Source organism: Corynebacterium meridianum, assembly GCF_016342265.1.
In the GTDB taxonomy this organism is placed as follows: Bacteria; Actinomycetota; Actinomycetes; order Mycobacteriales; family Mycobacteriaceae; genus Corynebacterium; species Corynebacterium meridianum.
Genome location: NZ_JAEIOS010000011.1, coordinates 121,031 through 146,803 on the forward strand (window position 1 = coordinate 121,031; position 25,773 = coordinate 146,803).

Consider the following 25,773-nt stretch of genomic DNA (forward strand, 5'->3'; position numbering starts at 1 on the left):
AAGACCCGGATCAGGCGTTCGCCTCGAGGACGCGCACACCGGTGACCCGGCTACCCGGGCGTCCCGTGATGCGGGACCATGCGTCCGGATTCGAGGTGTTCGGGAGATCCTCGTTCTCCGCGTTCTCGGCGTCGATGGCCCGGGCGAGATGCTCGTCGGTGATTCCGTTCGTCCGGCCGGCCAGATGATCCTTGATGGCCTCCTTCTTCGCCCGGTCGACGATGTTCGCGATCATCGCCCCGGAGACGAAGTCATGGTAGTGGAACGCCTGGGTACTGCCGTCGAGGTAGGTGAGTTCCACGAAGGGGCGTGGTCGGAACAGGTACTCCGCCGCGCTGTCGATGAGCGCCTCGGGGTCGCCGGCGACGGGCACGTTCTCGTGGAGCAGTCGGTGGAAGATCTCCCTTGCTCCGGCGCGGTCGGGGCGCTGTACCCGGATCTTGACGTCGAGGCGACCGGGGCGGAGGATCGCGGGATCGATGAGTTCCTCGCGGTTCGTCGCGCCGATCACGATGACGTTGGACAGGCTCTCGACGCCGTCGAGCTCGGCGAGCAGCTGCGGGACGACGGTGGTCTCCATGTCGGAGGACACGCCCGTTCCCCGCGTACGGAAGATGGACTCCATCTCGTCGAAGAAGACGATGACGGGGCGTCCCTCTCCCGCGAGTTCCCGGGCGCGTTCGAAGATGAGCCGGATCTGACGCTCCGATTCGCCGACATACTTGTTCAGCAGCTCGGGGCCCTTCACGTTGATGAAGTACGAACGGGAACCGTCACCGATACGCTCCGAGAGTGAGTTGGCGACCGCCTTGGCGATGAGGGTCTTGCCGCAGCCGGGCGGACCGTAGAGCAGGACACCCTTCGGCGCCCTGAGACTGTAGGCGCGGTAAAGCTCGGGATGGGTGAACGGGAGTTCCACGGCGTCCCTGATCCGGATGATCTGGTCGTCCAGTCCCCCGATGTCGGACCAGGTGATGTCCGGGACTTCCTCGAGTGCGAGTTTCGCGACCTCGGTCTTCGGGATCACCTCGAACGCGTAGCCTGCGCGGGTGTCGACGAGGAGCGTGTCGCCCGGGCGCGGAGGCTTCCCACCGTTCAGGAGAGGGCCGGAGAGTCGGACGAGCCGCTCTTCACCGGTGGTGTCCACGACGAGGGCGCGGTGGTCCTCCAGGATTTCGGTGACACTCGCCATCTCCCCGGAATCGTCGAAACCGCACACCTCGACGACCTGGGCGCCCTCCCCGAGTCGGACCCGTGCACCGGGGACTAGCTCAGAGCGCTCGATCAGGGGGCTCACGGCCAGCCGCATGCGCCTGTTCGAGGTGAACACCTCGGCGCAGGTCTCCTCCAGCCCCGGAGTCGGTTCGAGATAGGTGCCGTAGGTGGACGGCGGTGCCGCGAGTTGCTCGAGCTGCTCGTTGAGGGTGGCCAGCTTACGTCGGGACGCGGTCAGCAGTTCGACCAGCTTGGTGTTGCGGGTCGCAAGTTCCCGGTTGTCCCGGTGGGCGCGTCGGAGCTGCGTCGAGAGGTCCCGGTTCACGTCAGCCGCGGATCGCGGCGCGGGAATCGTCCGCCCGGGAACCTCGGGAGCGGTATCGTCCGAATCGGGGGTGTCGGCGGAGGTACTCATGGAATTCCAATCTAGACCACCGGGGTGAGCCGGTTGTTCTCTACGCATTCTCTTCCGGTTGCGTCACTTCCGGGCACGACGCTGCGGTCGGGGCGCGACGGTACCGTCCGCGAGGCGTCTCGCCCAGACGAGAAACGCGGTGTGGGCGTTCATGCGGTGCTCCGGTCTGGTGGCCAGTCCCTCGACCTTCCACTCCCGGACGAGGGACTCCCATGCGCGTGGTTCGGTGAAACAACCCTGCGCGCGGATCCCCTCCATCACCTTCATCAGCTGCGGCACGGTGGCGACATACGTCATGAATACCCCGCCTGGCAGCAGGAGTCCGCGGACCGCGTCGAGGCATTCCCACGGTTCGAGCATGTCGAGGATGATCCGGTCGACCGGCCCTCCGATGTCGTCCACGGTGACCTCCTTGAGGTCACCCAGTCGGGGGGACCACGTCGCGGGCCGGCCGCCGAAGAACTCGTCGACGTTCGCCTCGGCGTAGTCGAGGTGGTCCTGCCGGATCTCGTAGGAGATCAGTTCGCCGGACTCTCCGATCGCCCGCAGCAGGGTCATCGACAGCGCACCCGAGCCGGCCCCGGCCTCGAGGACCCGGGCGCCGGGGAAGATGTCGCCCTCGATGAGGATCTGGGCGGAATCCTTCGGGTAGATGACCGCGGCGCCCCGGGGCATCGACAGGACATGGTCGACCATGAGGTGCCGGAAGCAGAGGTAGAGGGCCCCCTGGGAGGATTCCACCACGGTGCCCTCGTGCCGTCCGATGATGTCGTCGTGTGCGATTCCTCCCTTGTGGGTGAAGAAGCTCTCCCCTTCCTTGAGGACGATCGTGAAGTGGCGGCGTTTGGCGTCGGTGAGCTGGACGCGGTCACCCGCCTGGAAGGGTCCGGAATAAGCCATGGGTGTCTCTCGTTCGTGTCTCGTCTGGTGGTGTTCGGTCTGTCAGGCACCGGAGTAGTAGGCGCCGAGGATCTGCGCCAGTGTGTCGATGTCGCGGGCGGCGGCCATCTCCCGCGCCGAGTGCATGGAGAGGATCGGCACCCCGGTGTCGAGTGTGGTGATGCCCAGGCGTGTCGCCGTGATGGGCCCGATGGTCGTTCCACAGGGTACGTGGTTGCCGGAGACGAACACCTGGTTGGGTGCCCCGGCGGCGGAACACACCCGGTGCCACAGGGCCGCGGATTCCGCGTCGGTGGCGTACCGCTGCTTCGCGTTCACCTTGAGCGCCGGGCCGAGGCCCGCGAGTGGCCGGTTGACGGGATCGTGGCGGTCGGCGAAGTTCGGGTGCACGGAGTGCGCGGCGTCCGCGGAGATGCACGAGGACCGTGCGTACATCCTCGCCCTGGCGTCGATGCCGGTAGCGCCGAGCGCTTCGGCGGTGCGTTCGAGGACGTTCTGCAGGATGGGCCCGGCTGCGCCGGTGACCGCGCCGGAACCGACCTCCTCGTAGTCGAACGCCGCCAGGACGAGGATGTCCCGCTGTCCGTCGGCCCCGCCGTTACGCACGGCCGTCGCCAGTGCCGCGGTCGCGGGCCAGACGCTGGAGAGGTTGTCCAGACGCGGGGCGGCCAGGAGATCCCGGTCGGTGCCGAAGAACTCCGGGGCCTGGGTGTCGCAGGTGATCAGATCGTGGGCGATGATCTCCCCGTCGATTGCCGCCAGGCGGGCGACGGTCTCGAGCACGGTTTCCCGGGGGTCACCGGTGCCGAGGACCGGATAGAGGTGGCGCTGCGGGTCGTACTCGAAACCCTTGTTCACCTTCGGGTCGAGATGGATCGCGAGGTTCGGGACGCGGAGCAACGGGCCGGTGTCCACCAGGTGCCGTGTGCCGTCCGCGGTGATTACCCGTCCGGCGAGCCGGAGTTCGCGGTCGAACAGGCTCGACAGGACCGGGCCGCCGTATACCTCGCAGGCGGCCTGCCGCCAGCCCGCGGTTCCGGCGTCCGGAATCGACTTGAGCTTCAGCCCGGGGGAATCGGTGTGCGCCCCGACGATGCGGAATCCCGAGTCGGGACACGCGTCCTCGGGTACGTACCAGGCAATGACGGCACCGGCCCGGACCATCACATGGCCACCCGGGGTGGCGTCCCAGGGCTCCACCTCATCCTGTACGGCGAACCCGGCGTCGAGAAGCTCCCGGCGGACCTGATCCGCCGCGTGGTACGAGCTCGGGGATGAGTGGATGAAGTCACTGACGCTGATCATGTACTCCATCCAACCATCACAGGGGAACGACCCGGCCACAGGCCCCGTCGCGGCAGATCTGCACGGCGGGACCGTCACCGGGCTCCGGGCCGTCGGGGTGAATGCCGGCGGTACCGGCGCCGAGCACCAGAGCCGCCGAATCGAGTTGCGCCCGTAGTCGTCGGAGCGCCTCCGGTGTCGGCTGGATTACCACCGCCCGGGTGGGACCCGCGGCCGCGATCTCGGCGAGGCAGAGCCAGCCACCCGCCTGCAGGGGATGTGCGCCGGCCACCTCCCCGTGGACCGCGAGGATCCTCCGGGCATGGTCCGTCCACCGGTCGGCGGTGTCGGTGTCCCCGGTGGTCCCGACGACCGCTGCCCCGGTGAAGAAGGCCTCGCCGGCCACCGCGACACCGGCCGGGACCGCCGTGTCGAAGGGATCGCGGGCCCGGAGCCCGAGGACCGGTATCGCCACCCCGCTGTCGAAGTAGGTTCCGGGATTCTCCGGGTCGGTGTGCCGGTCCTCGATCTGTCCCAGCGCATCCCGGAGGATGCGGAGGCAGTCCGTCGTGGTCTCCGTGTCCCCGGTCCGGGACGCCGCTGCTGCGGCGCGTGCTGCGGCGACGGCGAGCCACGCCAGGTCTGCGAGGGAGGCGTGGCTACCGTTCCGGAAACGCAGGAGAACACCGTCGGGTGCCCGGTGCAGGCGGTCGACAGCACGGAGTGCGGCCGCGGCCGTGGCGCGCAGGGCGGCATCATTCGACCCCGGCAGGAGGTCGGCTGTCTCAGTGAGTGCGGTCACCGCCATTGCGGTCCCGGCGGTGGTCGCGGTCTCGTCCCGCCCGGGTTGCGGGTCCCGGTCCCGGGCTGCGGCGAGCCGTTTCCGGAGGCGCAGGAACCGGCGCAGGTCATCCGGGTCGCGGGACAGCCTCGGAACGGAACCAGCCGCGGGGGCGTCGGCGGCGTCAATTCCGAGCACGGAACAGATCCAGTCCACGTCCGCTTCGGCACCCGACCCGAGTGCGGTGGACACCCGCTCCCGCGTGTAGCGGTAGGTCGCTCCCTCCACCCCGTCGGTGTCGGCGTCCAGGGATGTGGCGAACAGTCCGTCGTCACGACGGAGCCGGGAGCAGAGAAATTGGGCGGTCTGCGTCGCCGCCCGGGCCGCGAGGGGGTCACCGGTCGCGTGCGCGTGCGCCGACAGGGCGCGCAGGAGCAGCGCATTGTCGTCGAGCATCTTCTCGAAGTGGGGCGTACGCCATGCCGCATCGACCGTGTAGCGGGCGAAACCCCCACCGATCTGATCGAAGATCCCACCGCGGACCATGGACTCGACGGTCCTGCCGACGAGGGTGTGCAGGCCAGCGTCGCCGGTCCGTTCCGCCCGCCTGGTGAGTCCGAGCAGCGTCGCGGAGGGCGGGAACTTCGGGGCACCACCGAATCCGCCGTGCACCGGGTCCTCGGCGTCCCGGAGTGCGGACGTGACACGTTCGAGCATCTGTTCCCCGGTGGCGACCGGTCGCACCGGCGCGGAGTGCAGCTCCATCATTCCGTGGACCTTCTTCCCCATGTCCGCGATCTCCTCACGCCGGTTGTCCCACGTGTCCCGGACCGCACGGATCAGCCTCGGCATCCCGGGGCGCCCCGGCCGATCCTCCGGGGGTACGTAGGTGTCGGCGTAGAACGGACGCCCCTCGGGATCGGTGAACACGGTCATCGGCCACCCACCGTGACCGGACAACGCGATGGTGGCCTGCATGTAGAGCGCGTCTATGTCGGGGTGCTGCTCCCGGTCGACCTTCACGCACACCACGTGCTCGTTGAGCAGCGCCGCGATCCCCGGATCGGAGAAGGACTCGCGGGCCATCACATGGCACCAGTGGCACGCGGCGTAGCCGATCGACACGAGGACCGGAACATCGCGCCGGGCAGCCTCGGCGAAGGCCCCGGGTCCGAACGGCCACCAGTCGACGGGATCGCCGGCGTGCTGGAGAAGATACGTGCTGTCGCTGCCGATGAGTCTGTTGACCATTCCCCCATTGTGCCCGGTAGACAATCCCGCCGCCGCGTTTCGAGTACCCCCGGATCGGGTGTTCAGGGAGGGTCGGGACGCCTGTTTCACCAGTTCAAAGTGTATGACGCAGGTCACCCTTTCCTTATTCTGAATGGCGTTCACATTTGCCCGTACACTGAAGTTGAAGCACCACCTCCCCGCAGGTTGGAGCCCGCGGGGCGGACCGACCACGTCAGGGAGAAGGATCGCCAATGGACACCACCACCCCTCTGCTCGCACTCGACGATGTCACCGTCGCCGTCGATGACATAACCGTCTGCCACAACATCACCCTCACCGTGAACCACGGCGAGAACCACGTCCTGATCGGAGCGAACGGATCCGGCAAATCCTCCCTCCTCAACGCCGTGATGGGCACCGGACCGTTCCGCGTCACCGGTGGGCGGATATTCCTCAACGGACGGGACATCACGGAACTCCCGGTCGATGAGCGGGCCCGTGCCGGCCTGGGTCTGGCGGTGCAGCACCCTCCGAAGCTCCACGGGATCACGGTGGAGAAACTCGCGCAGGCCATCCGTGCCGGAGACCGCCTCCCCTCGGCGGCCGAGAACCTCGATCTCTCGCAGTTCCTCGACCGGGACGTGCACTGCGGATTCTCCGGTGGGGAGATGCGCCGCTTCGAGATGCTCAAACTCCACCTCCAACGGCCCGCCATGTGTCTGCTCGATGAGCCGGAGTCGGGCGTCGATCTCGAACACGTCTCCGTCGTGGGTCGTGCGCTCGCCGATCTGCTTCAGACCCCCTGTGCCGACGGTTCCGCACGGAGCGCACTCGTCGTCACCCACACCGGGTTCATCCTCGACCACCTCGACTCCCCCATCGCGCACCTGATGAGCGACGGACGCCTGACCGACAGCGGGGACGCCCGCGACATGCTCGCCCGCGTCCGCACCGACGGCTGGGCCGCCTGATCCGTCAACATTCCCACACCGACAACACTGAAGGACTGATCCCGATGACATCCACTGTTCCAGCCGTCACCCCGGTTCCCGGACTAGGTAGCGGGAGCGTGACCCCGGGGCTCCTCGCGGACCTGGGTTGGCACGACGAGGACTCCTGCGCCGCTACTTCGTTGATGGTCGACCACCATTTCGAGCGCATCGTCACCCACGACGGGCAGGTGGAGATCATGCCGCTGTCCGACGCGGTGGTCACCTACCCCTGGGTGCAGCAGCTCATGTTCTCCCTCGTGGACCCGCTCGACGACGACGTCCTCCGCCGGGCCTTCGAATCGCAGGACAGGCCGCTGGGCACGTTCATGTGGGTCCACGACGGCGCGGTCCTCGACGGGCCCCTGCAGAGCTTCTCGTTCATGACCGTCCCCCAGGAACGTCAGTTCGTCCATGACCTGACCGTCATCGGAGCCGGTGCCCGGGTCGATCACGTCAGCGGCTCCGGTGTAACACCGAAGATGACCCACGGGCGCCACGTGTCCGTCTCGGAGACCTTCATCGGGGAAGGTGCCAGGCTGCGCTCTCTCGATGTCGAACGCTGGGGACCCCAGATGGACGTCCACTCCTGGTCCGGGACGCGGATCGCCCGCGACGCGGTGAACAGTTCCGTGTCGGTGGCGGTCTCCGGACTGCGTAACCATGTTTCCCACTCCGTCGTCGAACTCGACGACGGGGCCACCGACACGAGCCACTCGGTCGTGTTCGCGCCGGCCGGCACCCACCGCGAGATGGACACCGAGATCCGGTTGCAGGGCGCGGGTTCGCGGGCCGAGCAGGTCTCCCGGATGGTGTCCGACGGGGGCGAGGTCTCCAACGACACAACTCTCGTCGGAATCGGACGGGGGTGCTCCGGGTTCCTCGAGTGCGACGGACTGATGCTCCGGGACACCGGCTACATCGATTCCGTCCCGGCGTTGAAGGCGCGGGTCGATGAAGCCCAGCTGAGTCACGAGGCGTCCGTCGGCATGATCGACGGAGACCGGCTCGACTATCTCATGGCGCTCGGCCTCGACGAGGACATCGCGCGGGACCTCATCGTCCGTGGCTTCCTCGATCTCACCGAGCAGTCCGTACCTGATTCCCTCCGTGCCACCGTCGAGGGGCTGATCACCGCTGCGCGGGAGGCCGAACTGTAGCGGTGGCGACGCTGTGGGGTGACTGCGCCGGTGTGCCGACGGTGCACAACACGCCGTCCACCCGGAAAGGTCGTGGTCCGGGTGGACGGTAACGTGGTGTTCCATGACCTCACCGGCAACGACCAGCCCGTCCACCCGGCCCCGCCCACTCGCGCTGTCCCCCTCCCGCGCGAACGACTACCAGCAGTGTCCGCTGCTCTACCGGCTGCGCGCCATCGACCGCATCCCCGAGCCGAAGACGGTCGCGCAGGTCAAGGGGACGCTCGTCCACGATGTCCTCGAACAGATGCACAAATGGGAACCGGAGCAGCGCACCTACCCGGCGGCCGTCAAACGCCTCAAACCCACCTGGGCGGCGATGTGCGCGGCGGACGACGAGCTCGACGAACTCGTCTCCGAAGCGGCCCGCTACGACTTCCTCGTCGAGTGCCGTTCCCTCCTGCGCGGGTACTTCGAGATGGAGAATCCCCGGGGTTTCACCGCGAAGGCGTGCGAGATGTACGTGGAGTCCGTTCTCCCGAACGGGGTACCGGTCCGCGGTTTCATCGACCGCGTCGACGAGGCCCCCGACGGACGCATCAGGGTCGTCGACTACAAGACCGGCAAGAAACCGATACCGCGGTTCAGTCAGCAGGCCAAGTTTCAGATGCGGTTCTACGCCCTGGTCTACTGGCGGCTGCACCGGGTGCTTCCGGCACAGTTGCGGCTCATGTACCTCAAGGTCACCGACTCGATGTTCCTCACGCCCTCCGTAGAGGAACTGGAGTATTTCGAACGTGACCTCGGAGAGCTGTGGGCGAAGATCGAGGCGGACGGGCGCAGCGGTAACTTCCGCCCGAAGACCTCCAAACTCTGCGGCTGGTGTTCCCACCAGGAACTGTGCCCCGCCTTCGGCGGCACCCCTCCCGAATACCCGGGCTGGCCCGGCAGCACCGCCGACGGCGCGGACGTCGGCGACTCCTGATCAGCTGTCGACCAGTCCCGACCGGAACGCCCAGATCACAAGTTGGACCCGCCCCCGTGCCCCGGTCTTGGACATGGCGTTGGACAGGTGCGTCTTCACCATCGACGGCTCGAGAAACAGTGTGGCGGCAATGTCGTTGTTGCTCTGTCCCCGGCACAGTTCACGCACGCAGTCGATCTCCCGCGGGGTCAGCGGGACCGTGGGAGGTCCAGGGTCTCGATGAGGTCATCCACGCATCCGGTGGAGACGCCGGCGGACAGGGCGCGGGAGGTGATGTGCTGACGGACTGTGAGGCCTGGAACGAGTCCGCCGTCATCGAGCAGGATGTTCGTGTGCTCCGGCCGGTGGCACTCGCCCGCGGACCGGCGGACGAGTGCGAGACCGGCGCGCAACGTCGTGGTCTTGCCTGCACCATTCGGGCCGAGTACACAGGTGACACGACCCGGCGTGGCGCTCAGGTTCATGTCCCGGACGACCCGGTCTGTGCCGTAGCGCACCTCAAGGCCCTGTATCCGGAATTCGTTTTCTGTCGATGTCGTGGTCATACCCTGACGGTAGGGAACCCCGACCGGCCACCACCTCCACCGCACAGGGGAAATCCGGATCTCCCCCAAACGGCGGAACCGGTTGTTCCGTTGTCCGGAGTTGGTCCAGGGGTCAGAGAATGACTGAACCGAAGAGGAATCCGAGCGCCACCGACAACGCGATGCAGAGGGTCCCCGGGATCAGGAACGGGTGGTTGAATACATACTTTCCGATCCTGGTCGAGCCGGTGTCGTCCATCTCCACGGCGGCGAGCAGCGTCGGGTAGGTCGGCAGGACGAACAGCGCACTGACGGCTGCGAAGGACGCGACCGCGGTGAGCGGGGGAACGCCGATGGCGAGTGCCGCGGGCATGAGCGCCTTGGTCGTCGCGGCCTGGGAATAGAGCAGTGCGGCGGCGAAGAAGAGGACAACGGCGAGCAACCAGGGGGTGCGGGACAGAATGTCCCCTGACGCCTGCTGGATGCTGTCGAGATGGGCGTTGATCAGGGTCGTGCCCAGCCAGGCGACTCCCATGACGCACACGCAGGCCGACATACCCGCCCGGAACACCTGCGTGCCGGGTATCTCGTCGGCGGGGACGTGGCAGAAGACCACGATCGCCGTTGCACAGGCGAGCATGAGGGACATGATCGTCTCATTTCGCGGCAGAGTGGGTTCGGCGATGAGCCCGACCTGGTCGGATATCGCGGTCGCGTAGGTGACGACGAGGATGATCGCCGTGAGAAAGAGCCACACCGAGCGTTTTGCCGCTGCCGGTGCCTTCTTCTCCGTACGTTCCTTCGGGGGGCTGATGAGGCCTTTCTCGAGGCGGTCACGGTAGATGGGATCCTTCTCCAGATCGACGCCGAGACGGTTCGCGATGAACGCGGTCGGGAATACCGCGAGGAAGGTCGAGGGAATCACCACCGCGAGCAACTGGAGGTAGCCGACTCCGTGGGGTTCCAGGATCGAGGCGAAGAACACCACCGCCGCGGAGATCGGTGACGCGGTGATCGCCATCTGGGAGGCCACGACGGCGACCGACAGAGGGCGCGAGGGACGGACCTTGCCCTCTTTCGCGACCTCCGCTATGACGGGCAGCGTGGAGAACGCGGTGTGCCCGGTGCCCGCCAGTAGCGTCATGGTGTAGGTGACGACGGGCGCGAGATAGGTGACGTACCTCGGGTTCTTCCGCAGCAGCTTCTCCGCCAGGTCGACCAACCAGTCCATTCCCCCGGCACGTTGCATGGCGGCGATGGCGGCGATGACCGACATGATTACGCCGATGACGTCGAACGGGATGTCGGCGAAGGCGACCTCGGTACCGGTGAGTCCGAGCAGCAGCACGCCGAGCCCACCGGCGAGACCGATGCCTATTGAGCCGAGTCGTGCCCCCAGCACGATGGCGGCTGTGACGATGATGATCTGCAGTGCGAGAATCACGGCCTTCGCTCCTGGTGGATTGTCGCGGATCGTCCCTATCGGACGCATTACAACTCAATTAAACATACCTTTTCAGAGGGCGACAAGCGGGGCGCAACTGACCTGCGTCGAGACATGCGACCGCCCCCGCCGGTGGGGCGGGGGCGGTCGTCTATCTACGCGTCTCAAGGGCTAACGATCGAGGTGAAGCTGCCCTCGGAACACCGGATGCATGAGGTTCTCCTTACTCAGTACCTGGTCCAGGGTCTCGGTGTCCATGAGCCCCTTCTCGAGGACGAGCTCCCGCACCGACCTGCCGGTCTCGGCGGCCTCCTTACCAATGAGATCACCATTATGGTGGCCGATGAACGGGTTGAGGTAGGTCACGATTCCGATGGAGTTGTCGACGTACGCCCGGCAGACGTCCTCGTTCGCGGTTATTCCTTCCACGCACTTGGTGCGGAGCGTCTCGACGGCGTTCCGGAGGATCCGGATCGACTGGAACAGCGACTCCCCGATCACCGGCTCCATGACGTTGAGCTGGAGCTGGCCCGCCTCCGCTGCCATGGTGACGGTGATGTCGTTGCCGAAAACCTTGAAGCACACCTGGTTGCAGACCTCGGGGATGACCGGGTTGACCTTGGCCGGCATGATCGACGAGCCGGCCTGTCGCGCGGGGAGGTTAATCTCGTTCAGGCCGGCCCGCGGCCCGGAGGACAACAGGCGAAGATCGTTGCAGATCTTCGACAACTTCATCGCGGCGCGCTTTACCGCACCGTGCGCGTGAACGTAGGCACCGCAGTCACTGGTGGCCTCGATGAGATCCTTGGCGGACTTCATCTCCAGGCCCGTGACCTCGGAGAGCGAGGCGGTTACCTGGTGCCGGTACCCGGCCGGGGTGTTCACCCCGGTACCGATCGCGGTCGCCCCCAGGTTGATTTCGAGGAGTCGTTCGGCGGCGTCCCGTAGAACGACCCTCTCCTCGGCCAGATTGTGGGCGAAAGCGGCGAACTCCTCCCCGAGCGTCATCGGGACGGCGTCCTGGAGCTGGGTCCTGCCCATCTTCAGGATGTCCATGAACTCATGGCCCTTCGCGGCGAACGCCGCCTGGAGTTCATCGAGTTCATCGATCAGGTCATTCAGTGCGTAGTGGACGCCGAGCCGGAAGCCCGTGGGGTAGGCGTCGTTGGTCGACTGGCTCATGTTGACGTCATCATTCGGGTTGATGATGTCGTAGGAGCCCTTGGGTTCGCCCAGATACTCAAGGGCGAGGTTCGCGATGACCTCGTTCGTGTTCATGTTGAGGCTGGTTCCCGCACCACCCTGGAAGACATCCAGAGGGAACTGGTCCATGCACCGGCCTTCTGCCAGGATCTGGTCGCACGCCCAGACGATCGCCTCACACTTCTCCGCGGGCAGGGTGTGCAGCCTCCGGTTCGCCAGTGCGCACGCCTTCTTGACCTGGACCATGCCGCGGATGAACTCGGGCACCTCGTTGATCGTTATTCGGGAAATCCGGAAGTTGTCCATGGCACGGACGGTGTGCACGCCGTAGTACGCCTCATCGGGTATCTCTAGTTCGCCTAGCAGGTCGACCTCGGTACGGGTCCCGTTGCCCGTGTGGTCGGCCCGGACGCCGGAGTTGTCGGGTGTTTTGCGGGCGCCGGTCTCCGGCTCCGGGGTGGGAGCGGCGTTCTCCGCGGGTATCGCGGAATCGTCCTGCTTCCCCATCTTCCGGGCGCCTGATTTACGCTTTGATGACTTGGCCATCGTCGTACCACCTCTCTACTGGACAGAATCCTCGTGCGGCAGGAGCCGCTCACGCCCCCAGCATAACGACGTTTCGGTACACACGGGCGGTGGTGGCTCCGCCATCCTCCGCGGTTCGCACCGCGGACCCGGATACGTCGAAGAGTTCGCTGTTTTCCCAGTACAGGGCCTTCTCCCGATCGTAGGTGACGCGCTCCCGCTACACCGCGGACATCGCCCCTGACGGAGGAACAGTCGCTCCCGTCCGCCCGTGTCGGCCACCCCCTCGGCTCGGAGGTGTCCGGTTCGGGTGGAAAGCCGGGACCCGTGAAGACCCCCGTACCGGAGTAGAACCGGGACGGGGGTCGGAAGGCCTTCAGGATCAGAGTCGGGCTATCCGGATCTCCGAGGCGAGGATAGCCTGGGCACCGAGCTCGGCTAGCTCGTCCATCACATCGTTGGCGTTGTTGCGCGGGATCATCGCGCGTACGGCGACCCAGTCCTCCAGCGCCAGCGGGGAAACGGTCGGTCCGGAGATACCGGGGGTGACCGCGGTGGAGGCGTCGAGGAGGGAGCGGGGAACGTTGTAGTCCAGCATGAGGTAGTTCTGCGCGTGGAGAATTCCCTCGATCCGGCGGAGCAGGACACGCTGTTCCGCGGTGACGGTCTCACTGGCACGCCCGACGATGACTGCCTCCGAGGAGACCAGGGGCTCGCCGAACGGCTCGAGGCCCTGCTTGCGGAGCGTCCGGCCTGTGGACACGACATCGGCGATCACGTCAGCGACACCGAGCCGGATGGAGATCTCGACGGCACCGTCGAGGCGGATCACCTCCGCGGACTGTCCGCGGGTCGCGAGATCCTCGCGGACGAGGTTCGGGTAGGAGGTGGCGATCCGCTTGCCGTCGAGGTCTTCGACGGACCAGGTCTCCCCTGCCGGAGCCGCATAGCGGAATGTGGAACTCCCGAAGCCCAGGGAGAGGACCTCCTGGACGTCGGCGAGGGAATCGGCCGCCAGATCACGGCCCGTGATACCGAGATCGAGCTGGCCGTTCGCGACGTAGATCGCGATGTCCTTGGGTCGGAGGAAGAAGAACTCGACGTTGTTCGCCCTGTCGGTGACGGTCAGGGCTTTGCTGTCCCCACGACCGGTGTAGCCCGCCTCCGAGAGGATCTCGACGGCGGATTCGGACAGCGAGCCCTTGTTCGGTACGGCTACTTTGAGCATGGTTTTCCCGGGGTCCTTCAGGGGTGTGTGGTGGACGGTGGTTGCTGTGCGGGGTCAGAGATGCTTGTAGACGTCCTCAGGCTTCAGACCTCTGGCGACCATGACGACCTGGGTCCAGTACATCAGCTGCGAGATCTCCTCGGCGAGCTCCTCGTCGGACTGGTACTCGGCTGCCATCCACACCTCCGCGGCCTCCTCGACGATCTTCTTCCCCTGGGCGTGGATACCCGCGTCGAGAGCGGCCACGGTACCTGAGCCCTCAGGGCGTTCGGTGGCACGGGAGAGCAGTTCTGCATGGAGGGAGTCGAAGTCTTTCACGTGGATCATTCTTGCACATCCCGATCGGTGCGCGGTTCACGAGTGGGGGTAAGCGAACGGAACAGCGCGTCGACCGCGTCCACGTCGACGCCCCGGAAATCTGCACCGGTGAGTCCGGGCTCGCCGGTCAGTTCCCCCAGTGTGGGCACACCCGGTGGCCCGTCCCCGGCGGGTCCGGGTACCCCGACCACGCGGCACCCCGCGTCCCGGGCCGCGGTCATGCCCGTCGGCGAGTCCTCGAAGACCAGACACTCCCCCGGTGACACCCCCGCACGGCTCGCCACCTCCCGGTAGATGTCCGGGGCAGGCTTACCCCGGGGCACCTCGTCGCCGCAGACGGTGTCGGCGAAGTAGTCACGCCCGACGGCCGCGATCGCGAGGTCCGCGAGCTCGCGGGGCGTGTTGGTCGCGACATACATCGCGGTACCCCGGGCTCTGAGCCCGTCCAGGATCTCCCTGACGCCGGGATTGAGTGTGAGACGTTCGGCGAAGAGTTCGGCGACCCGGTCGAAGAGGACCCTCCGGTACCTGTCGCGGGCGGCGTCATCCGGGGTGATGCCGGCGTGCTCGGCGCACACCCGGAACGTGTTGTCGAACGTCCCGCCCATCGTCGCGGCGTGCTTCTCCACGGTCAACCGGCGGCCCATTCGCTCACTCAGCTCGTAGGTCGCGATCGCCCACAGGGGCTCGGTGTCGGTGAGTGTGCCGTCCATGTCCCAGATGACGGCGGCGGGAGTGTCGGGTGCCGTGGGCTGCTTCGGTTTGGTCACGGTGGGGGCTCCTCTCCTACTCGAATGCCGGAAGCTCGAAACCGTCCTCGGCTTCCTCGGTCTCGGGTGCGGTGAATCCGGTCGCCGCGACCGACCGGGTGATCAGCGAGTTGAGTTCCTCGAACTCCTCGGGTTCGATGACGGCGTCGCCGTGGCGGGCGTTGAACGTCTCGATCGCGGTGATGAACCGGGAGATCACCCCGGTCACCACGTCCGCCTCCGGGGATTCCGGTAGGCGGTCCAGTTCATTGAGGAATCCGTCGATGACCTGACGGAGTTGAGGGAGGACGGCGGGATCAAAGGGCTGCTCCCAGAACTCCTTCTCGTCCTTGCCGAGGTACGAACCGGTCGCGAAGGTCTCGAGGTCGTCGATGAACTCGTCGACGACCGGGGAGAACTGCTGGCTGATGGGCGTGGAAGTCATGCCCCCCATTGTGTACCAGGCGCGTCGCCGTGGTCGGCCCGCCCCTCCGGTCCGCGACGTCAGAGCCGGTCAGCGGGCTGCGGGCAGGAGCCGGACCCCCATCAGGGAATCGAGAGCACGGGAAACCAGGTCTCCGGCGTCGGTAGGGCCTTCGGTGCCGTGGGGTCCGGACAGGGTCGTCGCCGCCCAGGAATCGACCACTGCAAGGGCCCGCGGCGTGTCGAGGTCATCCGCCAGCGCCCTACGCACCTGCTGGACGAGATCCTCGGCGGCGCCGGTGTCGGTGGCCGCTGTCGCGGCGTTCCGCCAACGGGAGAGACGGTCCTCCGCGTCCGCGAGAACTTTCTCGGACCAGTCGCGGTCACTCCGGTAACCGCCGGCGAAGACCCCGAGGCGGATCGCCTCCGGTTCATGACCCGCTGCGGTGAGCTTGTGCACGAATACGAGGTTGCCCAGGGACTTACTCATCTTCGTTCCCTCGAGCCCGATCATTCCGCTGTGCACATAGTGCCCGGCCATCCTCTCCGAACCGGTGGCTGCCTCGACGTGCGCGGCACTGTACTCGTGGTGCGGGAAGATCAGGTCGGTGCCGCCCCCCTGAACCGCGAAGCCGGAACCGAGCCGGTTCAGCGCGATCGCAGCGCACTCGATGTGCCAGCCGGGTCGTCCGGCACCGAACGGGGCCTCCCAGGCGGGCTCGCCCGGGCGTGCGGCACGCCAGATGAGGGCATCCATCGGATCCCGCTTGCCGGGCCGGTCCGGGTCGCCGCCCCGTTCGGTGAAGTACCTCATCATGGTTGGGCGGTCGTAGTTCGACTCATAGCCGAAACCCGGGGTCGCGTCGAGCGAGGCGTAGATGTCCGGGTACTCGTCGTCGACGACATAGGCACTTCCGTTGTCCAGAAGAGCGGAGACGAGGTCGATAACCTCATCGACGATGTCGGTGACCGCGATGAAGTCCGTCGGCGGGATCACCCGGAGGGTGGCCATGTCGGAACGGAACAGGTCCGTCTGTTCGGTCCCGAGTTCCCGCCAGTCGACGTTGTCGCGGGTGGCGCGTTCGAACAGCGGATCATCGACGTCGGTGACGTTCTGCACGTACCGGACCCGGTAGCCGTTGTCCCGGAGTTGGCGGTTGATCAGATCGAACGTGAGGTAGGTTGCGGCGTGCCCGAGATGGGTCGAGTCGTAGGGGGTGATACCGCAGACGTAGATGCCCGCGGTGTCTCCGGTGACGGTGACGGGGCGGACCACCCCGTCCGCGGTGTCGAACAGGTTGAGCGGTACTGCGGTTCCCCCGATGACGGGGACCTCGGGTTCGGGCCAGGAATGCATGGGGACAACTCTAGCGCGGGTGACGGCGGCCGACGGATGCGCCCCCGGTGCCCGGGAGAACCCGGTGGATCACGCCTGGAGCACGCCTGCCGCCAGCAGTCCCATGACGGCGATTCCCACCGGGATCCGGTAGGCGGCGAACCAGGAGAACGAGTGCGTCGAGACGAACTTCAGCAACCACGCGATCGATGCGTACCCCACAACGAAAGCGATACCCGTGCCCACCGCGAGCTGAGCGGCGGACGCCGCCTGGCCGGCCTCCGGGGCGAATGCGTCGGGCAATGAGAACAACCCGGAGGCCAGAACCGCCGGAATGGCCAGCAGGAATGAGAACCGTGCCGCCACCTCCCTGTCGAGTCCGAGGAACAGGCCCGCGGAGATCGTGCCGCCGGACCGCGAAACACCGGGGATCAGCGCGAGGCACTGTGCGAACCCCATGATCACGGCGTCCCGCAGGCTCAGGTCGCCGAAGGACCGCTTCTTCGTTCCCCACCGTTCCGCGGCGATGAACACGAAGCTGAAGAGCACCAGCATCGCGGCGGTGATCCACAGGTTCCGCAGGTTGTCGCGGATCAGGTCCTTGCCGAGGTAGCCGATGATCCCGACCGGCAGGGTACCGATGATGACCATCCAGCCCATCCGGTAGTCGAGTCCACGCCTGGACCTGTCGGCCAGTCCCCGGAACCAGCCGGTGGCGATCCGCCAGATGTCCCTGGCGAAGTAGACCAGCACCGCGGCTTCGGTGCCGAGCTGGACGACGGCGGTGAAGGATGCGCCGGCGTCCTGTCCGAAGAGCAGGGAACTGACGATCCGCAGGTGCCCGGATGAACTCACCGGGAGGAACTCGGTCAGCCCCTGAACCACGGAGAGCACGACGGTCTGTGTCCAGCTCATCTGGTCCGCCACCGCGTCGGTACCACCTGCGGCATGCAGTGGAGGCAGGACGTCGCTCGCGTTGTGGAGCGACGTCTCCGCGGCGGACAGGGACGCTTGGGCACGGCCGGGCACCAGGCCGGCGAGGAAACTCATCAGACTCACGCACCACACCGTACTCCGTGCGACCGCTAGGGTGGTGCCCGTGAGAGAGAATACGGCGGGCACGAGCGGACTTAGGGTCTCAGAACTGGGCCTCGGGGTGTCCACCTGGGGGGAAGCCACCCCGGCGGAGGACACCGGGGCTATTCTGCGGGCATTCGCCGATGCCGGCGGGACACTGATCGACACATCCCCGGCCTATGCCGACGGTGTCGCGGAGAAACTCCTCGGAGACCTCCTGCGTCGGCGCACGGTCGATCGTGGCCAGCTCGTTCTCTCATCCTCTTCCGGGGTCGACCCCACGCTCCCGCTCGGCCGGAGGGTCGACTGTTCCAGGAGGGCACTGATGGCTCAACTGGACCGCAGCCTCTCGACCCTGGGAACGGACCATCTCGACGTGTGGAGTGTCGGGTTCTGGGATCCCAGAACCCCACCGGAGGAGGTCTCCGAGACGCTGGAGTGGGCGGTCCGGACGGGCCGTTCCCGCTACGCCGGCGTCCGCGGATACTCCGGCTGGCAGCTGGCCGTCACCCGCGCTGTGGGCGGGAACCGGACGATAGTGGCCGCCCAGGCCGGATACAGCCTCCTGGATCGACGGGCGGAGGAGGAACTCATCCCGGCCGCCGAACACCTGGGAGTCGGGTTCTTCGCCGCTGCGCCACTCGCGCAGGGGGTGCTCACCGGGAAATACCGGCACGGCATTCCCGGAGGTTCCCGGGGAGCATCCCCGAAACACGACGCGGAGGTCCAGGGACTGCTGGTTCCGAGGAGCGTGACCGTGGTCGAGGCGCTTTGCACCGCGGCGGACGGACTAGACATATCTCCGGCCGCAGCGGCGATGGCCTGGCTCCGGCAGCGCGGTGCCGTGACCTCCGCGGTGATGGGAGTGAGGACCGTGGCCCAACTGGATGAGGTTCTCGAGGGGCTCACGGCCGGTCTGCCCCGGGCGATCAGGGAAGCGCTGGACGAGGTCTCCCTCTGATCCTCCGGTACCCGAAAGGTAGGTGCTGAACAGGTGTTTCCCGCATCACCCCGGGAACGGTGGCGAGCCCGGTGCCTCTGGTAACGTCCCCAGTGTGTCTACCCCACGTCCTGCCCTGATAGCGGTGCTCGCCGCCGCAGCCGTCGCGGTCTCGGCCTGCAACAGCGCGCCTTCCCCCGTCGACGAATCCGCGCTTCCCCAGCTCACCGAAGCGACGATCGCCGATTCGCCGCCCTCCGACAGCCCGGACGGGCGGAACTTCCGGGTGGCGGGCGTCCTCGGGGAATCGGAACTGACGGATCTCGCTGTCGCGGAGGGCGACATCCTTGCCGTCCGTTCCGGGGGGCATCTCGGGATCGGCACCGTCGAACAGCTCGCCACCGGCGACTACACCACCGTCGACGTCGCGGCCGGGTGCGGCTCACTGTCGGCGCGGGGCGAGAGATTCGTTCTCGCGTGTCCGGAGGGTGATGGTGCGGGCGTCATCCGTCTGATCGACGCCGACTCCCCCGGTGCGCCCGAGAACATCCGGGTACCGGTACCGGTGACCACCGCCGCGGTGACCGGTGACGGACGGATCCTGGCGGGAGCGTCCGGAGAGGGGGAGGTTCTGGTGATCACCCCCGGCGGGGACGTCGACGCCGCGATCGACATCAAGGACTCGGTGGACCAGCTCATCACGGTCCCCGTGTCGGGAGAATCGGACCGGGCGGTCGTCATCGACCGCGGAAACACTGTGATCAGCGGTGTCGACTGGACGAACTCGAAGCCGGGCGCCGCGCTGCGCGCCGGCCTGGGCGTGGGACGGATGAGCGTGGGCGAAGCCGGTACCGGGGTGGTGTTCGCCTCCGACACCCGGGGCGGACAGCTGCTGGTCTACACCGTGAGTCCCGTCATCATGCTGCACCAGATGGCGACCGCGGGAACGAGTCCCTGGGCACTGACCTGGGACAGCGCGGATCAGGTCGTGTGGGTCTCGGATACGGCGGACAACGAGATCACCGCGTATTCCGTGGCCGAGGGGGTACCCGTCGCAGTCGGGTCGCTCCGCTCCACCGCTGACGTCCGGGGGCTCGGCACCACCGCATCCGGTGATCTCATCGCCGTCGGTTCCGAGGGCATCCAGGTCATCGACACCGCGACCCGGAGCAACGCACTCGGCGCCTCCCGCACTGGCTGAGTGTTCCGGGGACCGTCGTAGGATGGTCCCCGGGCGCGCCGAGCGCACCCCATGTACGTCGTACCCCTTCCGACTTACCGAGCTTGAGGATCCACCATGTCCGATCTGCCGTCACGTCCCCTGTACAACCTCGCGCTACGGGCGATGTTCACCCTTCCGCCCGAGCGAATCCACAACTACATCATGAATGGCCTCCAGATTCTCCACGGGATGGGCCGTACCAACCGGTTGCTCGGGAAGGCCCTCGGAGTGTCCGACCCGGTGCTCCGGCAGCAGGTCTTCGGGGTAGAGTTTCCCCAGCCTCTGGGGCTTGCCGCAGGTTTCGACAAGAACGCCTCCTGCGCCGATGCCTGGGGGGCACTCGGGTTCGGGTACGCCGAACTCGGTACCGTCACGGCTTCCCCGCAGGCGGGCAACCCCCAGCCCCGGCTGTTCCGTCTCCGGGCTGACCGGGCGATCCTCAACCGGATGGGATTCAACAATCACGGTGCCGCTGCGGTAGCCCGGAACCTGCACCGCCGGAAACTGAATGACGTCATCGGCATCAACATCGGCAAGACCAAGGTCGTTCCCGCCGAGGAGGCGGTGGAAGACTACCGGACATCGGCGAAGATGCTCGGACGACTCGCGGACTATCTGGTGGTCAACGTCTCGTCCCCCAATACCCCGGGCCTCCGGGATCTGCAGGCCGTGGAGTCACTCCGCCCGATCCTGAAGGCGGTCATGGAGGTAGCGGACACCCCGGTCCTCGTGAAGATCGCCCCGGACCTCAGTGACACCGACGTCGACGCAGTCGCTGACCTGGCCGTAGAGCTCGGCCTCGCGGGCATCGTCGCCACGAACACGACCATTTCCCGGGAGGGACTGGTCACCGATGCCGGGAAGGTCGAGAAGATGGGTGCGGGCGGGATCTCCGGTCCCCCGGTGGCCGAGCGGTCGCTCGAGATCCTGCGCAGACTGCACGAGCGGGTCGGCGGGAAGCTCGTTCTCGTCAGCGCGGGCGGCATCGAGACCGCCGAGCAGGCGTGGGAACGTATCACCGCGGGCGCGGCACTGCTCCAGGGGTACACGGGCTTCATCTACGGAGGTCCCTGGTGGATCCGGGACATTCACAGAGGTGTGGCGGCCCAGATCCACGCCCACGGCCTCGACAGCATCGCCGACGCTGTCGGCAGTGGCCTGCCCTGGATCGACGAACGCGCCTAACCGGCGGGTATCATCTGGCGTTTGATGATCAGGCCCGCCAGCAGGGAGACGATCGCGTAGGAAGGCAACCAGTACTGCCCCATCACCATGAAGGTGGTGTTGGGCAGTACCCTACTCAGGACGATGAGGGTCAGGGCGACACCGAGTGTGACCACCCGCCCCATCGTGACGTACTGGGTGCGACCTGAGGTTGCGGAACCGCCGATGATGATGGCGGCGACGCAGATCAGCAGGAAACGCGTCGTCACGTGGAACGGCGCCAGCCATCCATTCAGGACAACCTCGAGGAAAGTCCACAGGGCGAGCACGATGGCGAGTGCGATGAATGCACCACCCACGCGCAGGGCCGGGGGAACCGCTTTCACCGGCTGCGGTTCAGGATTGTCGCCGGAAGTCTTTTTCGTCATAACGATTCCCGACTCTAGCCGGTGCAGCGGAGTTGAACTCAACCGGAGTCAGCCCCGTGGTGGGGTGATGGTCAGGGGTTCTCGTGCCAGCCCCACAGAATCGCGCGCCCGATGCTGTGGAAGTAGAGGTTGAAACCGAGGACCGTGGGGGTCGCGTCCGCCGGGACATCCAGCTCCTCCACGTCCACGGCGTGCACCGCGAACAGGTAGCGGTGCGGACCGTGCCCCTCCGGCGGCTGCGGTCCGTAGTAACCGCGGGTTCCGCTGTCCCCCACCAGGCTGACCGCCCCGTCCACACCGTCGACGCTCTCTCCCCCGGCGCCGGTCGCCAGTTCGGTGACGGAAGCCGGGATATTCAGCACCGCCCAGTGCCAGAACCCCGCTCCGGTGGGGGCGTCCGGGTCGAAACAGGTCACCGCGATCGATTTGGTGCCCTCTGGGAGGCCCGACCAGGCGAGGTGGGGAGAGACATCGTTGCCCCCGAGGTGCTGCTCGGCGAAGGTACCGCCGTTCTGCAGGTCATCGGAGTGCAGGTCGAAGGACGGGAGATCCTTCAACGGCGCGTACGGATCGGGGCCGGGGAAACGGGGGTCATCAGCGTAAGAGGTCATACCCCTTTTCTAACAGAATTCACCTGACGGCGTCGTGGCACGGATCACTCAGTCTCCCTTCCGTGACCCACTCCACCGTGCGTGGAGGTCCGCGTACCGCCCGCCGGCGGAGAGCAGGTCCGCATGTGTTCCGTCCTCGATCACGGTGCCCCGATCCATGAGGATGATCCGGTCGGCGACGACAGCCTGGTCGAGCCGGTGTGCGACAACCAGTGAGGTCCTGCCCCGCGCAACGGCCAGTGCAGCCTGTTCCAGACTGCGTGCGTTGTCCGATCCGGCCTCACTCGTCGCCTCGTCCATGATCAGGACAGGGGGATCGATCAGCACGATCCGCGCGAGCGATACCTGCTGCTCAACCTCTGGGGCGAGCTCATCGTTCCCGGCGCCGATCAGGGTGTCGAGACCATCGGGCAGCCACCGCTGCCAGCCGGCACTGTCCGGTGCGAGACCGACCAGGGAGAGAGCCGCGATGAGAGTCGCATCGTCCGCTCCGGGGGCTGCCATCCGGAGGTCCTCCCGCAGCGTTCCGGAGAACAGGTGCACCTCCTGGCTGATCAGGGACACCTGTCGGGCCGTCCACGTGTCCGGCACCGTCGAGGTGTCGACCCCGCCGATGGAGATGGTGCCGGACGCCGGTCGCTGCAGGCCCGCGATCAGTCCGGCGAGCGTCGATTTCCCGGCCCCGGATGCGCCCACCAACGCGGTCATCGTCCCGGGTCCGAGGGCCAGGGACAGGTCGTCGATGATCGGTGCGCCACCGGGGTAACGGAAACCGAGATGCTCTACCCTGACCTCGGGACAACCGGTGCAGTCCCCGGGGGCCGGGGCATCAACCGCATTGTCGGAGAGCATGGCCAGCGCGACCGCCCGACCGAGCGCGGTGAGTGCGTTCTGGATCTCCCCCGTGAAGACGAGGACGTTGAAGACGTGCATCTCCAGTCGGACGACGAGGACGACCGCGGCGGACGCCTCTCCCGTGGTCAACACGCCCTGTGCGACAAGAAGAGTCGACATCGCGATCGCGCTGGCGAGCAGGAGACCGTACGCGAGATAGCCGGTTCCGATGAGCCGGAGGAACAGCGGGATCCGGTCCGCCTCCCGCTGCACGGTGTTCCAGGAGTTGTGCTCCAGTCGTTCGGTCGCCCAGGTCCGGACACCGAAGGCCCGGATGGTCGGCATACCCCGGATCGTGTCCAGCAGCATGTTGTTGCGCCGGGCCTGCGCCGTGGACAGCGCGTTGGTCGCGGCAGGTAGCCCGTCCAGCGTTCGTTTCACGGGTACCGCGAAGATCGCCGGGAGAAGGAGCAGGAGAAGCAGGTACCAGGGCGTGATCAGGGTGAGCGCGACGAAGGTGAACGGGAACATCAGGGTGGTGACCACGAAGCGGGTCCCGATGCTCTGGACGGCACGGTACGCCGTGTCAATGTCCTTGGTCAGCCGGGTCATCACGTTCCCGGTACCGAGTTCGAGCACGTCCGGGATCGGCGCCTCTAGGGTCGCCGCCAGGCACCGACGCCGGAGGTCGACGGTGAGCCTGCGGGTGGCGGTGAACATCAGGTACGCCGCGGCGGGACGCGTGAGCAACTCGACGAGCATCAGCATTCCCACGACGACGAGGAGGGAGGTGAATCCGGCCCGGCCAGAACCGAAACCGGGCACGGCGAGGCCGGAGATGAGGTCGACGGAACGTCCGAGCAACGTCGAGGAACCGGTCATGGAACCGAGATTGAGGGCGAACACCACCGCGGTGAGTCCCCACCAACCACCTCCCGGGAAACTGGGCAGAGAGCGGAGGCACCGACCGATCTCCCGCGCGGATGCGGGAGCGAGACTGTCGTGACGCCGGCGGTCTCGGGAGGAGGGATTCGTCATCGGAGGAGCTCCCTGTCGGTGAGAACGCGGTCGGAGACTGCCCGCCACGCACGTCCGGCGGTGATGATCACCGTCGGCCGAGATCCCCGCAACTGTGTAACCGCCCGGGCGACGTCGTCCAGAGTGACGGCGTCGAGTCCCGTCGTCGGTTCATCCAGGAGCAGGATCTCCGCGTCGGCTGCGAGCGCCCGGGCGAGGGCGACACGCTGACGCTGCCCGCCCGAGAGGTTCAGACCCGCCTCCCCGATCGGGGCATCCGGTAACCCACCGTCCGGTCTGTATCCGCCGAGCCTGGTCACGATGTCCCCGCAGCACGCCGCGTCGAGGGCGGCCCGGACCCGTGCGGTGTCCAGCTTCCCGGTCGGGTCGATGTTCTCGCGGAGAGTGCCCTCGAATATGTTCACCCCGTGTGGCGGGGCGAGGACCCCGGGCGTCACGGCCAGCTGCCGGGCACGGTCCGCCGCGACACGGCGACCTTCCGGGGTGACGGGAGCCCACACCGTGAGTCCGGGCCCCGGGACCTCCGGTGGCACCTCCGTGGAGATGTCCTCCGGGTCGGTGAGCGCGGAGGTGAATCGGCCGATTCGACCTGCGGACGCCTGTGCCCTGGACCAGACGTCGATGAAGAATCCCAGGGAGAAGCCCGTGACGGTGAGTGCGGGGGGCGCGAGGAGAACGACAGTGAGGAACTCACCCGGTGTGATCCGTCCGTCGAAGGCGAGCAGTGCCGCGCCGACGACGAGACCGAACCCGAACACCGCGGGAACAGCCTGCCGGACGACGGTCATAAATGCACCTATCCGGACCTCACGGAGCATCACCGTCAGTGCGTCTCCGGCCGCGGCATCGAAACGTGCGTGACTGGTCTCCACGGCGCCCAGGCCCTTGATTATCCGGGAACCCTGGGCGAAATCTGTCGCGAGCGAAACCGCCCGCGATTCCGCCGCGCGTCGTTCCTCCGCGACCCGCGTCAACGGACCGGCGGTGGCCGCGGCGACCAGCGCGGTGCACACACCGCCGGACACGACGCCGAGTGCGAGGCGCCAGTCGACCGCGGCGATCACCAGAGCCGAACCCGTCAGGTAGAAGAACAGGGACAGTGTGAAATCGAACGACTGCTTGACCTCCGCGAGAGCCGAGGTGTCCTCATCGACGGTGTTGAGGACGGTGCCCGGTGTCAGTGTGCGGGCCTCGAGGACCATCAGGTTCTGGGTCAGTTCCAGGCGGAGGCCGTGGACCATCCGGGCGATCGACATGTCATTCAGCCCGATCTTCGCCGCCTCGGTCCAGAAACCGATCCCCTGCAGCACGAGGATGAGGGTTACGGTGCCGAGCAGAGCCACGGTATGACCGGTGTCGATGACGGCACTGGTCGACCAGCCCGCTATCCGGGACAGGGCGATACCGCACGATTCAGCGACCAGGGTCGCTGCGACGACGAGCAGAACCACCCGGGGATGGTTGGTCAGCGCCGCGAGAGTCATCCGGACCGGTGTCATACCGACGGTCCGTGCGTGGAACTTTTTCTCCTCGGGCGCGTCATCAGGCACGAACCAGGACCACGAACCTTGTCTGGTCGGATTCGGAGGGGTGATGGGCATGAGATGAAGATACACGGGCCCAACTCCGGAAACTGTCGTCGCATCAGTCGGGCGCCGCGGTGCCCGGACCCGCCATCTGGATCGCGGAAACGCCATTTGTACTGGTGATTTGATCCGGTGAGCCGTTTCGGGCTACAGTATGCGAGTGCCCGGCCGGAGAGGCCGGA

At 66.9% G+C, this 25,773-nt stretch carries 24 protein-coding genes; 6 read left to right on the forward strand and 18 right to left on the reverse strand.

What is annotated here, in order from left to right:
• Positions 1-10 precede the first annotated feature (10 nt).
• The 4 genes from arc to JDV75_RS03785 all read right to left on the reverse strand — a co-directional run bounded on the left by arc (position 11) and on the right by JDV75_RS03785 (position 5,846).
• Positions 11-1,630: a proteasome ATPase gene (gene arc / locus JDV75_RS03770; RefSeq protein ID WP_198737919.1), complete on the reverse strand. Its 1,620-nt coding sequence runs from the start codon at positions 1,628-1,630 to the stop codon at positions 11-13.
• Between the two features lie 63 nt (positions 1,631-1,693).
• On the reverse strand, positions 1,694-2,530 hold the full coding sequence (locus JDV75_RS03775) for a tRNA (adenine-N1)-methyltransferase (protein WP_198737920.1): 837 nt from the start codon (positions 2,528-2,530) through the stop codon (positions 1,694-1,696).
• A gap of 42 nt (positions 2,531-2,572) precedes the next feature.
• Complete coding sequence (locus JDV75_RS03780; RefSeq protein ID WP_198737921.1) at positions 2,573-3,844, reverse strand: M18 family aminopeptidase; 1,272 nt, start codon at positions 3,842-3,844, stop codon at positions 2,573-2,575.
• Positions 3,845-3,851: 7 nt separating this feature from the next.
• Positions 3,852-5,846 (reverse strand): thioredoxin domain-containing protein, encoded by a 1,995-nt coding sequence (locus JDV75_RS03785; protein WP_198737922.1) that lies wholly within the window; start codon positions 5,844-5,846, stop codon positions 3,852-3,854.
• 233 nt (positions 5,847-6,079) lie between these two features.
• Here JDV75_RS03785 and JDV75_RS03790 point away from each other — a divergent pair, with 233 nt between their 5' ends.
• From JDV75_RS03790 to JDV75_RS03800, 3 genes are all read left to right on the forward strand, one after another.
• Positions 6,080-6,799, forward strand: a complete 720-nt coding sequence (locus tag JDV75_RS03790; protein WP_198737923.1) for an ATP-binding cassette domain-containing protein — start codon at positions 6,080-6,082, stop codon at positions 6,797-6,799.
• A gap of 44 nt (positions 6,800-6,843) precedes the next feature.
• Positions 6,844-7,977 (forward strand): SufD family Fe-S cluster assembly protein, encoded by a 1,134-nt coding sequence (locus tag JDV75_RS03795; RefSeq protein ID WP_198737924.1) that lies wholly within the window; start codon positions 6,844-6,846, stop codon positions 7,975-7,977.
• Positions 7,978-8,080: 103 nt separating this feature from the next.
• On the forward strand, positions 8,081-8,941 hold the full coding sequence (locus JDV75_RS03800) for a RecB family exonuclease (RefSeq protein WP_198737925.1): 861 nt from the start codon (positions 8,081-8,083) through the stop codon (positions 8,939-8,941).
• Here the strand turns inward: JDV75_RS03800 and JDV75_RS03805 are convergent, their stop codons facing one another.
• From JDV75_RS03805 to JDV75_RS03850, 10 genes are all read right to left on the reverse strand, one after another.
• Entirely contained in the window at positions 8,942-9,109 is a 168-nt protein-coding gene (locus JDV75_RS03805; protein ID WP_248094911.1) for a response regulator transcription factor, read from the reverse strand. It lies immediately after the preceding gene.
• A 20-nt stretch (positions 9,110-9,129) separates the two neighbouring features.
• Positions 9,130-9,486, reverse strand: coding sequence for an ATP-binding cassette domain-containing protein (locus JDV75_RS03810; protein ID WP_198737926.1), 357 nt, complete (start codon positions 9,484-9,486; stop codon positions 9,130-9,132).
• A gap of 112 nt (positions 9,487-9,598) precedes the next feature.
• On the reverse strand, positions 9,599-10,909 hold the full coding sequence (locus JDV75_RS03815; protein ID WP_418884375.1) for an anaerobic C4-dicarboxylate transporter: 1,311 nt from the start codon (positions 10,907-10,909) through the stop codon (positions 9,599-9,601).
• Between the two features lie 171 nt (positions 10,910-11,080).
• Positions 11,081-12,658, reverse strand: coding sequence for an aspartate ammonia-lyase (aspA, locus tag JDV75_RS03820; RefSeq protein WP_232958162.1), 1,578 nt, complete (start codon positions 12,656-12,658; stop codon positions 11,081-11,083).
• A 361-nt stretch (positions 12,659-13,019) separates the two neighbouring features.
• Entirely contained in the window at positions 13,020-13,865 is an 846-nt protein-coding gene (hisG, locus tag JDV75_RS03825) for an ATP phosphoribosyltransferase (protein WP_198737927.1), read from the reverse strand.
• A 54-nt stretch (positions 13,866-13,919) separates the two neighbouring features.
• Positions 13,920-14,192, reverse strand: a complete 273-nt coding sequence (locus JDV75_RS03830; protein WP_198737928.1) for a phosphoribosyl-ATP diphosphatase — start codon at positions 14,190-14,192, stop codon at positions 13,920-13,922.
• A complete protein-coding gene (locus JDV75_RS03835; protein WP_336244289.1) occupies positions 14,189-14,953 on the reverse strand; it encodes an HAD family hydrolase in 765 nt (254 codons plus the stop codon). The genes JDV75_RS03830 and JDV75_RS03835 overlap by 4 nt, the downstream gene beginning before the upstream one ends.
• A 16-nt stretch (positions 14,954-14,969) precedes the next feature.
• Positions 14,970-15,377: a hypothetical protein gene (locus JDV75_RS03840; RefSeq protein ID WP_336244290.1), complete on the reverse strand. Its 408-nt coding sequence runs from the start codon at positions 15,375-15,377 to the stop codon at positions 14,970-14,972.
• A 69-nt stretch (positions 15,378-15,446) separates the two neighbouring features.
• The gene (mshC, locus tag JDV75_RS03845) at positions 15,447-16,712 is read right to left on the reverse strand and encodes a cysteine--1-D-myo-inosityl 2-amino-2-deoxy-alpha-D-glucopyranoside ligase (protein ID WP_198737930.1); all 1,266 of its coding nucleotides are present in this window, start codon (positions 16,710-16,712) and stop codon (positions 15,447-15,449) included.
• 69 nt (positions 16,713-16,781) lie between these two features.
• Positions 16,782-17,606, reverse strand: coding sequence for an undecaprenyl-diphosphate phosphatase (locus JDV75_RS03850; protein WP_198738440.1), 825 nt, complete (start codon positions 17,604-17,606; stop codon positions 16,782-16,784).
• Positions 17,607-17,790: 184 nt separating this feature from the next.
• On the opposite strand from JDV75_RS03850, the gene JDV75_RS03855 reads away from it, so the two are divergent.
• From JDV75_RS03855 to JDV75_RS03865, 3 genes are all read left to right on the forward strand, one after another.
• Positions 17,791-18,729: an aldo/keto reductase gene (locus JDV75_RS03855; protein ID WP_198737931.1), complete on the forward strand. Its 939-nt coding sequence runs from the start codon at positions 17,791-17,793 to the stop codon at positions 18,727-18,729.
• 94 nt (positions 18,730-18,823) lie between these two features.
• Positions 18,824-19,909, forward strand: coding sequence for a YncE family protein (locus JDV75_RS03860; RefSeq protein ID WP_198737932.1), 1,086 nt, complete (start codon positions 18,824-18,826; stop codon positions 19,907-19,909).
• A gap of 96 nt (positions 19,910-20,005) precedes the next feature.
• Positions 20,006-21,115, forward strand: coding sequence for a quinone-dependent dihydroorotate dehydrogenase (locus tag JDV75_RS03865; protein WP_198737933.1), 1,110 nt, complete (start codon positions 20,006-20,008; stop codon positions 21,113-21,115).
• Here JDV75_RS03865 and JDV75_RS03870 read toward each other — a convergent pair.
• The 4 genes from JDV75_RS03870 to JDV75_RS12155 form a co-directional block, all read right to left on the reverse strand.
• Positions 21,112-21,522: a hypothetical protein gene (locus JDV75_RS03870; protein WP_198737934.1), complete on the reverse strand. Its 411-nt coding sequence runs from the start codon at positions 21,520-21,522 to the stop codon at positions 21,112-21,114. The genes JDV75_RS03865 and JDV75_RS03870 overlap by 4 nt on opposite strands.
• Positions 21,523-21,593: 71 nt before the next feature.
• Positions 21,594-22,133, reverse strand: a complete 540-nt coding sequence (locus JDV75_RS03875) for a YbhB/YbcL family Raf kinase inhibitor-like protein (protein WP_198737935.1) — start codon at positions 22,131-22,133, stop codon at positions 21,594-21,596.
• A gap of 48 nt (positions 22,134-22,181) precedes the next feature.
• Complete coding sequence (locus JDV75_RS03880; RefSeq protein WP_198737936.1) at positions 22,182-24,005, reverse strand: ABC transporter ATP-binding protein; 1,824 nt, start codon at positions 24,003-24,005, stop codon at positions 22,182-22,184.
• Positions 24,002-25,606: an ABC transporter transmembrane domain-containing protein gene (locus JDV75_RS12155; RefSeq protein WP_272490508.1), complete on the reverse strand. Its 1,605-nt coding sequence runs from the start codon at positions 25,604-25,606 to the stop codon at positions 24,002-24,004. The genes JDV75_RS03880 and JDV75_RS12155 overlap by 4 nt, the downstream gene beginning before the upstream one ends.
• Positions 25,607-25,773: the final 167 nt, after the last annotated feature.

Excerpts from the sequence above, each read along its gene's own strand:
- JDV75_RS03775 (WP_198737920.1), bottom strand. The coding sequence starts at position 2,530 with ATGGCTTATTCCGGACCCTTCCAGGCGGGTGACCGCGTCCAGCTCACC.
- JDV75_RS03795 (WP_198737924.1), top strand. The coding sequence starts at position 6,844 with ATGACATCCACTGTTCCAGCCGTCACCCCGGTTCCCGGACTAGGTAGC.
- JDV75_RS03870 (WP_198737934.1), bottom strand. The coding sequence starts at position 21,522 with ATGACGAAAAAGACTTCCGGCGACAATCCTGAACCGCAGCCGGTGAAA.
- JDV75_RS03830 (WP_198737928.1), bottom strand. The coding sequence starts at position 14,192 with ATGATCCACGTGAAAGACTTCGACTCCCTCCATGCAGAACTGCTCTCC.
- JDV75_RS03880 (WP_198737936.1), bottom strand. The coding sequence starts at position 24,005 with ATGACGAATCCCTCCTCCCGAGACCGCCGGCGTCACGACAGTCTCGCT.
- JDV75_RS03850 (WP_198738440.1), bottom strand. The coding sequence starts at position 17,606 with ATGAGCTGGACACAGACCGTCGTGCTCTCCGTGGTTCAGGGGCTGACC.
- JDV75_RS03840 (WP_336244290.1), bottom strand. The coding sequence starts at position 15,377 with ATGACTTCCACGCCCATCAGCCAGCAGTTCTCCCCGGTCGTCGACGAG.
- mshC (WP_198737930.1), bottom strand. The coding sequence starts at position 16,712 with ATGCATTCCTGGCCCGAACCCGAGGTCCCCGTCATCGGGGGAACCGCA.
- JDV75_RS12155 (WP_272490508.1), bottom strand. The coding sequence starts at position 25,606 with ATGCCCATCACCCCTCCGAATCCGACCAGACAAGGTTCGTGGTCCTGG.
- JDV75_RS03790 (WP_198737923.1), top strand. The coding sequence starts at position 6,080 with ATGGACACCACCACCCCTCTGCTCGCACTCGACGATGTCACCGTCGCC.
- JDV75_RS03810 (WP_198737926.1), bottom strand. The coding sequence starts at position 9,486 with ATGACCACGACATCGACAGAAAACGAATTCCGGATACAGGGCCTTGAG.
- JDV75_RS03785 (WP_198737922.1), bottom strand. The coding sequence starts at position 5,846 with ATGGTCAACAGACTCATCGGCAGCGACAGCACGTATCTTCTCCAGCAC.
- JDV75_RS03780 (WP_198737921.1), bottom strand. The coding sequence starts at position 3,844 with ATGGAGTACATGATCAGCGTCAGTGACTTCATCCACTCATCCCCGAGC.
- hisG (WP_198737927.1), bottom strand. The coding sequence starts at position 13,865 with ATGCTCAAAGTAGCCGTACCGAACAAGGGCTCGCTGTCCGAATCCGCC.
- aspA (WP_232958162.1), bottom strand. The coding sequence starts at position 12,658 with ATGGCCAAGTCATCAAAGCGTAAATCAGGCGCCCGGAAGATGGGGAAG.
- JDV75_RS03800 (WP_198737925.1), top strand. The coding sequence starts at position 8,081 with ATGACCTCACCGGCAACGACCAGCCCGTCCACCCGGCCCCGCCCACTC.
- JDV75_RS03875 (WP_198737935.1), bottom strand. The coding sequence starts at position 22,133 with ATGACCTCTTACGCTGATGACCCCCGTTTCCCCGGCCCCGATCCGTAC.
- JDV75_RS03865 (WP_198737933.1), top strand. The coding sequence starts at position 20,006 with ATGTCCGATCTGCCGTCACGTCCCCTGTACAACCTCGCGCTACGGGCG.
- arc (WP_198737919.1), bottom strand. The coding sequence starts at position 1,630 with ATGAGTACCTCCGCCGACACCCCCGATTCGGACGATACCGCTCCCGAG.